Below are 13,179 nucleotides of genomic sequence, written 5' to 3'. Positions count from 1 at the left end.
TGCGGCATGCGCGTTCGGCCATGATGCGCGCCCGACGCCGTCAGTTGATGATCTCGCCGCGTTCATCGGCGCGAAGCGCTGCCAGCCGCTCTCGCCACGCCCGGAGCGATGGCGCGGCGGCAGCTAGTCCGTGACCGGCTCGCGCGGCGGGTTGTGCATGAACTCGAGGCGGATGCCGTTGTCGTCCTCGACGAACGAGGCGTAGTAGCGCTCGTTGAAGCGCGGGTACGGCTTCGGGTCGCGCACCGCCGTCCACCCCGCGCCGACAGCGATCTCGTGCAGCCGATCGACCTCGGTGCGCGATTCGACGGGGAAGGCGAGGTGCTGCCAGCCGACCCGGCCGTGGCGGTGCGGTCCGGTGCCCGGCTCGAGGGCGGGGAAGAGGATCAGCTCCTCCTCGCCCAGGTACCACGACACCCCGTTGTCGGCGTCCTGCCGCGTGCAGCCGAGCGCCTGCATCACCGGGTCGAACTGCGCGGTCGAACGGGTCAGGTCGTCGACGGAGATGCCGATGTGATCGAAGAGGCCCATCCGATCATCGTATGGGCCGACGTCTCGACCGGCCGAACCCGGCGATGGGGAGTGCTGCCCATTCTGCAGGCATCCCCGGCCGTGGTCTGATCGGTCCGTGCGCGGATGCGCCGACCAGACCGGGGGCGTCGAGCCACCCGCCGAACAACGAATGGGGACGCACGCAGATGATCAAGAAGCTCAGGAGAGGGATCGCCGGGGGAGCGGTCGCGCTCGCGGTCGCAGGGCTCTGCGCGATCGCACCGGCAACCGCGGCGAACGCGTACAGCGGAACCTCGGGCAAGGGCTGCACCGCCTACGTCTACTCGCGCGGCGGGTACTCGACGTGCGTCGGGCAGATCCAGCGCATGCTGAACGGGGTCCAGTCGGCCTACGGCCTCGGCAGCGCGCTCGCCGTCGACAACTCGTTCGGTCCCGCGACCGAGTCGCAGGTGCGCAAGTTCCAGAGCTGGGTCTACATCACCTCCGACGGCATCGTCGGACGCAACACGTGGAACACGCTCTGCTCGTATGCTGGCCAGGTCAACTTCGCGTACGCGAGCTCGAGCGCGGCGAAGCGCACGGCGTGGCAGGCGGCGTACGACGCCGGCTGCTACGTCGAGAAGCCGGCCTCGGGTTCGCCCGGTTACATCACCATCTCGAAGTACTGAGCCGTCTCGTCGTACTGATCGAGCGAAGGGCCGGATGCCTCGGGCATCCGGCCCTTCGTCGTGCCGGTCGAGACGCGCCTACTCGACGAGCTTGCCGACCGTCGACACCTCGCGCATGAGCCCCGCGATCTCCTCCGGGATCGGCGGGATCGCCTCGCGCGTCACCCCGGTCTGGGGCGACCACACGAGGTTCACCTGCAGCGAGGCATGCGTGGCGGGGTAGTCGCTGCGGTTGTGGCAGCCGCGGGTCTCGCGACGCTCGAGCGCGGCTTCGAGCGTCGCGCGGGCCGCGAGCGCGGCGGACTTGAGGTCGAACGCGTGCGCGAGGTCCTGGTAGCCCGCGATGTCGGGGTGCACGCCGATGTCGGCCATGCGCGCCTCGATCCCGTCGAGCTCGGCGAGGCCGGCGCGCAGGCCCTCCTCGTCGCGCACGACGCCGGCATGCTCGGTCATCGTGTCGCGGATGGCGCGCTGCAGGGCGCGCACGTTCTCGGCGCCGTCCGACCCCAGCAGTGCGGAGATCTCGTCGCGGGCGGTCTCGACCGCGGCGGCCGAGCGCTGCTGCGCCGGAAGCGACCGCGAGTACGCGGCGGCGGCCTGCCCCACGATGCGTCCGAAGACGAGCAGCTCGATGAGCGAGTTGCCGCCCAGCCGGTTGGCTCCGTGCAGGCCGCTGGATGCCTCGCCGATGGCGTAGAGCCCGGGCACGTCGGTGCCGTGGTCGTCGGGCCGAACCCAGACCCCGCCCATCGAGTAGTGCGCGGTCGGCGCGATCTCGATGGGCTGCTTCGTGATGTCGAGCATCTGCAGCTCGAGCATGGTCTGGTACACCCGCGGCAGCCGCTGCATGATCGTCTCGCGGGGCAGGTGCGAGACATCCAGCCAGACGCCGCCGTTGGGGGTGCCGCGGCCCTCCTTGATCTCCGTGTAGCAGGCCAGCGCGACGCGGTCGCGGGTCGACAGCTCGAGGCGTTCGGGGTCGTACTTGTCCATGAAGCGCTCACCGAGGCCGTTGGTGAGGATGCCGCCCTCGCCGCGGGCCGCCTCGCTGATGAGGGTGCCTGCCGCGCTCTCGGGCTCGATGATGCCGGACGGGTGGAACTGCACGAGCTCCGGGTCGCGCACGCGTCCGCCCGCCTCGACGGCGAGCCGCCACGAGTCGCCCGTGTTCTCGTCGCGCCGCGACGAGGTGCGCCGCCAGATGCGGTTGTGCCCGCCCGCCGCGAGGATGACGGCGTCGGCGTGGATGAGGTAGCGGGTCCCGTTCTCGAGGTCGAAGCCGTACGCGCCGAACACCGCGCCGTCGTCGTTCACGAGGATGCGGGTGACGTACACGGCGTCGAGGATCGGCACCTCGAGCTGCGCCGCGCGGTTCACGAGCGTGCGCTGGATCTCGAGCCCCGTGTAGTCGCCCGCGAACGCCGTGCGGCGGTACGTGTGCGCGCCTAAGAAGCGCTGCGAGATGCGGCCGTCGGCCTCGCGGGCGAACGGCATTCCGTAGCGTTCGAGATCCTGGATGCCTCGTGCCGCGCCCTTCGTCACGGTCTCGACGGTGCGCGGGTCGGCGAGCAGGTAGCTCTCCTTGAGCGTGTCGGCGGCGTGCTGCTGCCAGCTGTCGTCGGCGTCCATGGTCGCCAGGGCGGCGTTGATGCCGCCGGCCGCGAGCGAGGTGTGGGCATCGGACTTCGGGCGCTTGCCGAGCGCGAGCACGTCGACACCCGCCTCGGCGAGCTCGATGGCGGCGCGCAGCCCCGAGCCGCCGGTGCCGATCACGAGCACGGTCGTGGAGATCTGTCGTTCGGCGGTGGTCGGAGCGTTGAACGTGGGGGTGGTCATGGCAGCCACGGTAGGCGCGTCTGGATGATTACTCCAATGCATATATCGTGTCGCCACGATGCGCATAGAGTATGCATGTGAACCTCGAACAGCTGCAGAGCTTCGTCACGGTCGCCCGCTTCGGCAACTTCACCCGCGCCGCCGAAGAGCTCTACCTCGCGCAACCCACGCTCAGCCGCCAGATCACCGCGCTCGAGCACGACCTCGGCGCCGAGCTGTTCCGCCGGGCCCGAGGCGGCTCGACGCTCACCCCCGCCGGCGAGTCGCTGCTGCCGCTCGCGCGCCGCATGCTCGCCGACGCCGAGTCGGTGCGCCGCGACCTCGCCGAGCTCGCCGGCCTCGAACGCGGCCGGGTGCGGCTCGGCGCGACCCCGACCCTCTGCATCAGCCTCGTCGCCGAGGTGCTCAGCGCGTTCCACGCGGAGCATCCCGGCATCGAACTGCACCTCTCGGAGCAGGGGTCGCGGCGCCTCCTCGACGAACTCGCGAGCGGCGAGCTCGACCTGGCGCTCATCACGACCTCCGACGGCCGTTCGGCCGAGCGGTTCACGCTGGCCCCGCTGCTCGTCGAGGAGCTCGTCGTGATCTCATCGGCGGGGATGCCTCCGGTCGCGACGGGCGAGGCCGTCTCGCTCGCCGAGGTCGCGGCGCTGCCGCAGATCGTGTTCAGCGCGACCTACGACCTGCGCGGCACGACCGACGCGGCGTTCGCGGCGGCCGGCCTCACGCCCGAGATCGTGCTCGAAGGTGCCGAGATGGATGCCGTGCTGCGCTTCGTCGAGCGCGACCTCGGCGTCGCGATCGTGCCGGCGATGGTGCTCATCGACCGCCCGGGCCTGCGATCGGTGCGGCTCGAGGCACCGACGCTCACCCGAACGATCAGCCTGGCCCGGCCCGCCGATGTCGCGCCCGCCGGCGCCGTCGAGGTGATGCAGCGCACGATCGCGACCACGGCGACGGCGTTCGCAGACCGGGCCGGCGAGACCATGCGCCTCGCTCCGGGGAACGCCTGACGGACTCGGGCGAGACGACGATGCGCCCGCCCCGGAGGGCGAGCGCATCGTCAGGCCTCGGGTCGGCTCAGACGCGGGCCCCGCGAGCTGCGGGGTCGCCGAGGGCGGCGGCGTCGAGTGCGAACAGGTCGCGCGAGCCGGCCGTCGCGGAGCTGGCCAGGCCTGCGGCCTGCGGCAGCAGCTGCTCGGCGTAGAAGCGGGCGAGCGGCAGCTGCGTCTCGGCGACGCCGTCGGCGTCGACGCCGCGTGCACCGAGCGCCGACTTCGCCATGAGCCACCCGCCGACGACGAGGCCCCAGATGCGCTGGTACGGGGACGACCCCGAGAGCACCGCGTTCGGGTCGGTGGCACCGGTGCGCAGCATCCACGCCGTCGTCTGCTCGAGGGTGTCGAGCTGTGCGCTCAGGTGCGAGCGGATCGAGGCGAACTCCTCGCCCGCCGCGGCCAGCTCGGTGTCGAGCTCGCGCATGGTGGCGATGAACTCGAGCGCGGACGCGCCGTCGCGGACCGGGAGCTTGCGACCGACGAGGTCGGCGGCCTGGATGCCGTTCGTGCCCTCGTAGATCGCCGCGATGCGCACGTCGCGGTAGTGCTGGGCGGCCCCGGTCTCCTCGATGAAGCCCATGCCGCCGTGGATCTGCAGTGCGAGCGAGGTGAGCTCGTTGCCGAGGTCGGTGCCGAACGACTTGCAGATCGGGGTGAGCAGGCCGACGATCTCGTTCGCGCGAGCCCGGGTCGCGGGGTCGGGGTGGTGGGTCGACACGTCGACGTAGGTCGCGTTCAGGAGCATCATGCGACGCATCGCGGCGATATATGCCTTCTGCGTCATGAGCATGCGGCGCACGTCGGGGAAGTCGATGATCGGGCTGTCCTGCGTCGCGCCGATCGCGCGGCCCTGGATGCGCTCGCGCGCGTAGTCGAGCGACTGCTGGTAGGCGCGCTCGGCGACGGCGAGGCCCTGCGTGCCGACCGAGAGGCGGGCGCTGTTCATCATGACGAACATGATGCGCATGCCGATGTTCTCGTCGCCGACGAGGTAGCCGGTCGCGTCCTCGTACGACAGCACGCAGGTGGGCGAACCGTGGATGCCCATCTTGTGCTCGACGCCGACGGTGTGCACGCCGTTGCGCTCGCCGAGCGAGCCGTCCTCGTTCACGAGGAACTTCGGCACGATGAAGATCGAGATGCCCTTCGTGCCGGCCGGGGCGTCGGGCGTGCGTGCGAGCACGAGGTGCACGATCTGCTCGCTGAGGTCGTGGTCGCCGAAGGTGATGAAGATCTTCTGGCCGGTGATGCCGTAGGTGCCGTCCTCGCGCTTGACCGCCTTCGTGGTCAGCGCGCCGACGTCGGAGCCGGCGTGCGGCTCGGTGAGGTTCATGGTGCCGGCCCACTCGCCGGAGACCATCTTGGGCAGCCACTGCTGCTTCTGCTCGTCGCTGCCGTAGTGCAGCAGCGCCTCGATCGCGCCCTGAGTGAGCAGCGGAGCCAGCGAGAACGCCATGTTCGCCGTCATCATGAGCTCCTGCACGGCGAGGCCGACCGTGCGCGGGAAGTTGCCGCCGCCGTACTCCTCGGGCAGCGGAACCGAGCCCCAGCCCGCGTCGACGTAGGCGGCGTACGCCTCCTTGAAGCCGGTCGCCGTCGTCACGCTGCCGTCGGGGTTCAGCGTCGAACCCTCGAGGTCGCCGGCGCGGTTGGTGGGCGCCACGACCTCGGCCATGAAGCTGCCGACCTCGTCGAGGATCTCGGAGACGGTCTCGAGGTCGGCGTGCTCGAAACCGGGCAGCTGCGCGACGGCGTCGTAGTCGACGACGTGCTCGAGGGCGAAGGCGATATCTGCAACAGGGGGTCGGAATCCGCTCATGCCCGCAGCGTAACCCCGGCATCCCGGGCGGCAGCCGGGAACTGTGCACGTTCGACGAAGGTGCTCGGTCGAGCGCCGCACCGGGTTGGCGGCATCCCACAAAAGAGTGCCCTGTCGAGGCAAGCAAGTGCTTGGTTAGGATGGAGCGACTCGTGCACAGAGGGAGCGGAATGAAGATCGTCGTCCTGGTCAAGGAGGTCCCCGACACCTACGGGGACCGCAAGCTGAACCTGCAGACCGGCCTCGCCGATCGCGCCGCGAGTGACACGGTGCTCGACGAGATCGGCGAGCGCGCCCTGGAGGTCGCGCTCTCGTACGCCGACGCGAACGCCGGCACCGAGGTGGTCGTGCTCTCGATGTCGCCCGGGTCCGCTGCGGCGACCGTGCGCAAGGGCCTGGCGATGGGTGCGTCGTCGGCCGTGCAGGTCGTCGACGACGCGCTCGCCGGGGCCGACCTCGGGCTCACCGCCGAGGTGCTCGCCGCCGCGGTGCAGCGCATCGGGTACGACCTCGTGATCGCCGGCAACGAGTCGACCGACGGCTCCGGCGGCGTGGTGCCGGCGATGATCGCCGAGCTCCTCGACGTGCCGAACGCGACGAGCCTGAACTCGGTCGAGATCGCCGACGGCGAGGTGCGCGGCGAGCGCGCGAGCGACCACGGCACGATGCAGGTCACGGCGGCGCTGCCCGCGGTCATCTCGATCACCGAACGGCTGCCGGACGCCCGGTTCCCGAACTTCAAGGGCATCATGGCCGCGAAGAAGAAGCCGTTCGAGACGCTCTCGCTCGCCGACCTCGGCGTCGATGCCGAGACGACCGAGGCGTCGCGCTCGATCATGATCTCGCTCGCCGAGAAGCCGCCCCGCACGGCGGGCACCAAGATCGTCGACGAGGGCGACGCCGGCGAGCGGCTCGCCGAGTACCTCGTCCAGAACCGGCTCGCGTAAAGGGGATCGACATGACTGACTTCCAGGCCGACTCGATCCTCGTCCTCCTCGACCTCACCCCCTCTGGCGAGCTCACCAAGAGCGCCGCAGGACTGCTCGGCGCCGCCGCCGGGGTCGGCACTCCGGTCGCCCTCATCGTCGGCGCGGCCGGCGCCGGTGAGCAGGCCGCGGCCGATGCCGCCGCGCTCGGGGCGACCCATGTGCTCGTCGCCGAGGGCGCCGAGGCCGGTGCGCAGGTGACCGTGCCCGGCGCCGACGCGCTCGCCGCGGCCGCCGAGCTCGTGCGACCCGACGCGATCCTCGTCCCGAACTCGATCGAGGGGCGCGAGGTCGCCGGCCGCTACGCGGCCCGCTCGCGCTCGGGTCTCGCAGTCGACGCCGTCGCGGTCTCGCGCGACGCCGAGGGGGTCGTCGCCCATCACTCGGTCTACGGCGGCGCCTACAACGTCGACTCCGCGGTCACGTGGGGCGCCCCGGTGATCACCGTACGCGAGGGCGCGGTCGATGCCCGCGCCGAGGCGCAGCCGGTCTCGACCGAGCAGCTCGCGGTCGAGGCATCCGGTCGTCGGGCCGCCGCCATCGGGCGCGTCGACGAGGCGGTCGTCATGTCGTCGCGTCCCGAACTGCGCGGCGCGGCGAAGGTCGTGTCGGGCGGCCGCGGTCTCGGCTCGGAGGCGCAGTTCGCGCTCGTCGAGCAGCTCGCCGACGTGCTCGGCGCCGCGGTCGGCGCCTCGCGCGCGGCGGTCGACGCCGGCTACGTGCCGCAGTCGTACCAGGTCGGCCAGACCGGTGTCTCGGTGTCGCCGCAGCTCTACATCGCACTCGGCATCTCGGGCGCGATCCAGCACCGGGCCGGCATGCAGACGGCGAAGACGATCGTCGCGATCAACAAGGACGGCGACGCCCCCATCTTCGAGATCGCCGACTTCGGCATCGTCGGCGACCTGTTCACGGTCGTGCCGCAGCTGATCGCCGCGCTCGAGGCGAGGAAGGCGTAGCGACCGATGGCGACGTACGGGCGAACGACACGGCAGGGCCTGCCCCGCTTCGCGGGCGGCGACCCCTGGCCTCCGGTGTCCGAGGTCGCGGAGGCGGCGACGATGCCCGCGGGTGTCGTGGCGGCGACCGGTACCGCTGAGGCGTCTCCGGCGGTCGCGGCGGCTGCCGCCCCGGCGACCGCGGTCGTGGCGACCGCGGCAGCCCCCGCGACGGCGGTCGTCCCCGCTGCGCCGTCGCCGCGGCCCGTGCGGCGCGGCCTCCCGCGCGTTCCCGGCGGCGAGCCATGGCCCCCCGCGTCGTCGGCTCCGGCCGCGGCGCTCGACTCGACGCCGCCGACGGATGTCGCGCCCGCGCCCCCAGCCACGGCGGCCCCCGCCGCCACGGCCCCGCGCGCCGCGAAGGTGGCTCCGGCAGCGGCCCCCGCCGGCGCGAGCACCGTCGCCGGGGCGGTCGCCCTGCGACGCGGGCTGCCGCGCACCCCCGACGGCGACCCCTGGCCCCCGGCCGGCACGGCGCCCGCCCGGCCCGAGCGCGTCGTCGAGACGCCGGTCGCCGAGGTCGCCCCGACGGTCGAGGCCGCTGCCGTCGTCGCGCCCACGCCCACCGTCGCGCCCGCGCCCGCTCCCGCGCCCGCGCCCGCGCCCGCTCCCGTCGCCGCGCCCGGTGCCGCGCCCCGGCGCGCCCCGATGCCGCAGCCTCGACGAGCGACTTCCGTCGCGGCATCCACCCCGCCCGTCGCCGAACCATGGCCGAAGCTGTACGGACCGTACTCGCGCGCCGAGTGGGCCGCCGTGCTCGTCATCGGCGGGTTCGGGCTGCTGCTCGCGGGCACCGGGGTCGTCGTCGTCGTCAACTGGCTGCTCGCCACCGCGCCGATGCAGGACTTCATCGCGAGCTACCCGGGCGAGTACCACCTGCCCGAGTCGGCGCCCGTCGGCATTCCGGCGTGGCTCGGCTGGCAGCACTTCTTCAACGTGTTCCTGATCGTGCTCATCATCCGGTCGGGCCTGCAGGTGCGGACGCAGAAGCGCCCGACCGCGTTCTGGTCGCCGCGCTGGAACGCGAAGCGCAAGATCAGCCTCGCGCTGTGGTTCCACCAGTCGCTCGACATCCTGTGGCTCGTCAACGGCGTCGTGTTCGTCGTGCTGCTCTTCGCGACCGGCCAGTGGATGCGCATCGTGCCGACGAGCTGGGAGGTCTTCCCGAACGCGATCTCGGCGCTGCTGCAGTACCTCTCGCTCGACTGGCCGACCGAGAACGGCTGGGTGAACTACAACAGCCTGCAGCAGATCGCCTACTTCATGACCGTCTTCGTCGCGGCCCCGCTCGCGGTGATCACGGGCGTGCGCATGTCGGGGATCTGGCCGAAGAACGCGAAGACGCTGAACCGCATCTACCCGGTCGAGTGGGCTCGTGCCGTGCACTTCCCGGTGATGCTGTACTTCGTCGCCTTCATCATCGTGCACGTCGGGCTCGTGTTCGCGACCGGGATCTTGCGCAACCTCAACCACATGTACGCCAGCCAGGACGCCGTGAACTGGGTCGGCTTCTGGATCTTCGTCGCCTCGCTCGTCGTGATCGCGGTCGCCTGGATCGCAGCGCGGCCGCTCGTGCTCGCTCCCATCGCCCGCCTGTTCGGCAAGGTCAGCGGGCGCTGACGTGGGCGACGGTTCGGGGCGGCGCGACGAGATCATCGCGATCGCGACGAGGCTGATCGCCTCGCGCGGATACTCGTCGACGACGGTGCGCGACATCGCCGACGAGGCGGGCATCCTCTCGGGCAGCCTGTACCACCACTTCTCCTCGAAGGAGGCGGTGCTGCAGGAGATCCTGCGCGCGTTCATGGACGACACGCTCGCGCACTTCGAGCGCATCGTCGCGAGCGAGGGCAGCTACCGCGAGCACCTCGACCAGCTCATCGAGCACGCATTCCTCACGATCGAACAGCGCCCCGACGAGGTGCGCATCTACCAGAACGAGACCGGGTTCATGATGACCCAGCCCGGCTTCGAGTTCCTCGCCGACGGGGCCGCGCGCATCGAGGAGCTCTGGCTCGAGCAGATCACGGCCGGCCAGGCCGACGGCGCCTTCCGCGACTCGGTCGATCCGCGGCTCGCGTTCCGGTTCATCCGCGACGCGGTCTGGTCGACGGTGTTCTGGTACCGGCCGGGTGGCAGCCACACCGCGGCGAGCGTCAGCGAGAACTACCTCGAGCTGCTGCACGCGGGACTGCTCGCCGACTGACCGTCACGGCGGCCGCGCCGGCGACCGCTCCGAGTCATCGGCCGCCGAGCAGGCGTCGGGCGACGATCATGCGCATGACCTCGTTCGTGCCCTCGAGGATCTGGTGCACGCGCAGGTCCCGCACGACGCGCTCGATGCCGAACTCCGAGAGGTAGCCGTACCCGCCGTGGAGTTGCAGCGCGGCGTTCGCCACGGTGAATGCGGCATCGGTCGCGAAGCGCTTCGCCATCGCGCACCTCGCCGTCGCGTCGGGCACGCCGTCGACGATCGCGGCGGCGGCGTCGTGCACGAGCAGTCGCGCGGCGTGGAGTTCGGTCGCCATGTCGGCGAGCGTGAAGCGCACCGTCTGGTGCTCGGCGAGGGGGCGCCCGAACGTCTCGCGCTCCCGCACGTGCCGCAGGGCACGATCGAGCGCCCACTGCGCGCCGCCGAGCGAGCACGCCGCGATGTTCACCCGTCCGCCGTCGAGTCCCGACAGGGCGATCGGGAACCCGTCGCCCTCATCGCCCAGGCGGTGGCCGACCGGCACCCGGACGCCGTCGAGCACGACCTGCCGGGTGGGCTGGGCGCGCCAGCCCATCTTCTGCTCGTCGGGACCGAAGGACAGGCCGGAAGCCTCGGCCGGAACGACGATCGCGCTGATTCCGCGTGCACCCGGCTCGCCGGTGCGGGCGAAGACGAGGTAGACGGCCGAGACGCCGGCGCCCGAGATGAACTGCTTCACCCCGTTCAGCACGTACTCGTCACCCTCGCGCCGTGCCGTCGTGGTGATCGCCGCGGCGTCGGAGCCCGCCGACGGCTCGGTGAGGCAGTAGCTGGCGCGGTCGACGAGCGACGTCAGCCCGGGCAGCCAGCGCTCCCGCTGCGCGTCGTCGCCGTACCGATCGATCATCCACGCCACCATGTTGTGGATCGACAGGTACGCGGCGATCGTCGTGTCGCCCTTGGCGAGCTCTTCGAAGACGAGCGTCGCGGTCAATCGATCGAGCGCCGAGCCCCCGACATCCTCGCCGACGTAGATGCCGCCCAGGCCCAGCAGGCCCGCCCGCTCGAGCGTGTCGAGCGGGAAGTGCTTCGTGCGGTCGCGCTCGTTCGCGAAGGGCGCGAGCTCGGTCGCCGTGAACTCGCGCACGGCGTCGACGATCGCCAGCTGATCTTCGGAGAATGCGTTCGACCCGGCCATCTCAGCCCTTCCACGTGCCGAGGCCGAGCCTAGTCCGGAATGCCCGGTGCACCAGAGCGTTGCATTTCATCGTGTGCCGCCATCGGGGCGGCAGGAGGAGAGCAGCATGGCACGCATCGTCGTCATCGGAGGCACCGGCTACGCCGGCGGACACATCGCGACCGAAGCCGCGTCACGAGGACACGAGGTCGTGTCGGTGTCGCGCAACGAGCCGAGCGAGAAGGTCGCCGGCGTCGAGTACGTGCGCGGGTCGATCCTCGACCTCGACGGACTCGCGGCGCAGTTCGACGGTGCCGATGCCGTGATCTCGGCGGTCGCCCCGCGCGGCGACATGACCGACGAGGTGCCCGGTGCGCTGCGCGCCCTCGCCGACCGGCTCACCGGCACGCCCACCCGCCTCGGCGTCGTCGGGGGAGCGATGGGCAGCCTCTCCGCCCCGGGCGGACCGCGCCTCTACGACCTCGGCGTGCCCGAGCAGTACCTGCACGAGGCCACCGTCGGCATCGAGTCGCTCGACCTGCTCGAGGCGAGCGAGCCCGGGCTCGACTGGTTCCTCGTGCACCCTCCGAAGGTCTTCGGCTCGTGGCAGCCCGGCGAGCGCACGGGCGCCTACCGCACCGGCGGCGAGGTCGTCGTCGTCGCCGAGGACGGCTCGTCGTTCATCTCGGGCGCCGACTTCGCGATCGCCGTCGTCGACGAGGTCGAGAACGGCGACCACCGGCGCGAGCGGTTCACGGTCGGCTACTGATCGGTCACCCGCGCGTCGACGCGGCTCGGGACCGCCGGCACCGCTCGCGGCGGTGCCTCCTGTGGATGAATTCGTGCGGGAGCCGGCTGAGGCGCGTACCGTGGGAGGACGGGTCGTGATCGCCGAGCCTCGAGGCAACGACGACCGATCCGGCGGGCACCTCTGAACCAGCGCCCGAACGGAGCGAACCACCTGATGTCCTGGAGCGACGAGTCCGACGTCGACGACCGCAGCGAGTACCGGCCGCCGCGCGAGCGGGCGACCGGATGGCGGCTCGTCCGTCGCGTCGCCGTCATCGCCGGGTTCGCCGTCGGGGGCGTCGTCGGTGCCGTCGCGCTGGTGGTCGGCGTCGTGTTCGCGGTCAACGTGATGGGCACGGCGGCCAATCCGGGCGGGTTCGCCGCACCGGCCGCGTACGGCGCGAGGGTGGCGCTGCCCCCGGTCGCCTCCGAGCCCGACTCCGAGCCCGGGACGCCCGAGGCGACCGACGGCGAGACCCCCGAGGGGCCCACCGTGCTCTCGGAATCCGAGGTCGTGCCGCTTCCGACGGTCGACACCGAGTGGATCTCCCGCATCGCTGCCAACGCCGGCATCCCCGAGCGGGCGCTCGCGGCCTACGCGGCCGCGCACATCGTGCTCGCCGAGGAGGCGCCCGACTGCGGAGTCGACTGGGCGACGCTCGCCGCGATCGGCGACATCGAATCGGATCACGGCAGACACGGCGCGAGCTCGCTCGACGCGAGCGGGTACGCCGACCCGCCGATCATCGGTCCTGCGCTCGACGGCAAGGGCGTGGCCGCCATCGCCGACACCGACGGCGGCCGGCTCGACGGCGACACCACCTGGGACCGCGCGGTCGGCCCGATGCAGTTCATCCCCACGACCTGGTCGAAATGGGCGAGCGACGGCAACGGCGACGACGTCGCCGACCCGCACCAGATCGACGACGCCGCGTTGACGACCGCGCGGTACCTCTGCGCCTCGGGGGCGATGACCGACCCCGAGGGCTGGCGCGCCGCGGTGTACTCGTACAACCACGACAACGACTACGTCGACAAGGTCGCGACCGTCGCCAACGAGTACGCGGCGGCGGCCGTCGAGTAGGCCGAACGGGGCGACGGACGCCTCGTGGCCCGCGAGGCCGCCGGTCCACGCTGCCGGGCG

General features: G+C 71.8%; 12 protein-coding genes. 8 read left to right on the top strand and 4 right to left on the bottom strand.

Going from position 1 to position 13,179, the window contains the following annotated elements:
* Nucleotides 1–123: 123 nt before the first annotated feature.
* Nucleotides 124–531 (bottom strand): VOC family protein, encoded by a 408-nt coding sequence (locus ACWGPE_RS03375; RefSeq protein ID WP_275506302.1) that lies wholly within the window; start codon nt 529–531, stop codon nt 124–126.
* A gap of 167 nt (nt 532–698) precedes the next feature.
* Here ACWGPE_RS03375 and ACWGPE_RS03370 point away from each other — a divergent pair, with 167 nt between their 5' ends.
* Nucleotides 699–1,181 (top strand): peptidoglycan-binding domain-containing protein, encoded by a 483-nt coding sequence (locus ACWGPE_RS03370; protein WP_275506303.1) that lies wholly within the window; start codon nt 699–701, stop codon nt 1,179–1,181.
* Between the two features lie 78 nt (nt 1,182–1,259).
* On the opposite strand, the gene ACWGPE_RS03365 is transcribed toward ACWGPE_RS03370, so the two are convergent.
* Complete coding sequence (locus ACWGPE_RS03365; protein WP_452048155.1) at nt 1,260–3,017, bottom strand: L-aspartate oxidase; 1,758 nt, start codon at nt 3,015–3,017, stop codon at nt 1,260–1,262.
* 71 nt (nt 3,018–3,088) lie between these two features.
* Between ACWGPE_RS03365 and ACWGPE_RS03360 the strand changes: the two genes are divergently transcribed.
* Nucleotides 3,089–4,030: a LysR family transcriptional regulator gene (locus tag ACWGPE_RS03360; RefSeq protein ID WP_452048154.1), complete on the top strand. Its 942-nt coding sequence runs from the start codon at nt 3,089–3,091 to the stop codon at nt 4,028–4,030.
* Between the two features lie 67 nt (nt 4,031–4,097).
* On the opposite strand, the gene ACWGPE_RS03355 is transcribed toward ACWGPE_RS03360, so the two are convergent.
* On the bottom strand, nt 4,098–5,894 hold the full coding sequence (locus ACWGPE_RS03355) for an acyl-CoA dehydrogenase (RefSeq protein ID WP_231432016.1): 1,797 nt from the start codon (nt 5,892–5,894) through the stop codon (nt 4,098–4,100).
* A 170-nt stretch (nt 5,895–6,064) separates the two neighbouring features.
* Between ACWGPE_RS03355 and ACWGPE_RS03350 the strand changes: the two genes are divergently transcribed.
* From ACWGPE_RS03350 to ACWGPE_RS03335, 4 genes are read left to right on the top strand one after another with little or no spacing between them, the layout of a single operon-like run.
* Entirely contained in the window at nt 6,065–6,841 is a 777-nt protein-coding gene (locus ACWGPE_RS03350; RefSeq protein WP_275506306.1) for an electron transfer flavoprotein subunit beta/FixA family protein, read from the top strand.
* 11 nt (nt 6,842–6,852) lie between these two features.
* Complete coding sequence (locus ACWGPE_RS03345) at nt 6,853–7,839, top strand: electron transfer flavoprotein subunit alpha/FixB family protein (RefSeq protein WP_452048153.1); 987 nt, start codon at nt 6,853–6,855, stop codon at nt 7,837–7,839.
* A gap of 6 nt (nt 7,840–7,845) precedes the next feature.
* On the top strand, nt 7,846–9,498 hold the full coding sequence (locus ACWGPE_RS03340) for a cytochrome b/b6 domain-containing protein (protein WP_452048152.1): 1,653 nt from the start codon (nt 7,846–7,848) through the stop codon (nt 9,496–9,498).
* Nucleotide 9,499: 1 nt separating this feature from the next.
* The gene (locus ACWGPE_RS03335; RefSeq protein WP_275506308.1) at nt 9,500–10,084 is read left to right on the top strand and encodes a TetR/AcrR family transcriptional regulator; all 585 of its coding nucleotides are present in this window, start codon (nt 9,500–9,502) and stop codon (nt 10,082–10,084) included.
* Nucleotides 10,085–10,118: 34 nt separating this feature from the next.
* Here ACWGPE_RS03335 and ACWGPE_RS03330 read toward each other — a convergent pair whose 3' ends face one another.
* Nucleotides 10,119–11,267, bottom strand: coding sequence for an acyl-CoA dehydrogenase family protein (locus ACWGPE_RS03330; RefSeq protein ID WP_452048151.1), 1,149 nt, complete (start codon nt 11,265–11,267; stop codon nt 10,119–10,121).
* 106 nt (nt 11,268–11,373) lie between these two features.
* Between ACWGPE_RS03330 and ACWGPE_RS03325 the strand changes: the two genes are divergently transcribed.
* Nucleotides 11,374–12,015: an NAD(P)-dependent oxidoreductase gene (locus tag ACWGPE_RS03325; protein ID WP_231432010.1), complete on the top strand. Its 642-nt coding sequence runs from the start codon at nt 11,374–11,376 to the stop codon at nt 12,013–12,015.
* Between the two features lie 195 nt (nt 12,016–12,210).
* Entirely contained in the window at nt 12,211–13,119 is a 909-nt protein-coding gene (locus ACWGPE_RS03320; RefSeq protein WP_231432009.1) for a lytic transglycosylase domain-containing protein, read from the top strand.
* Nucleotides 13,120–13,179 lie beyond the last annotated feature (60 nt).

This window comes from Agromyces sp. NPDC055658, from assembly GCF_053618155.1.
This window is presented reverse-complemented; position numbering and strand designations above follow the sequence as displayed.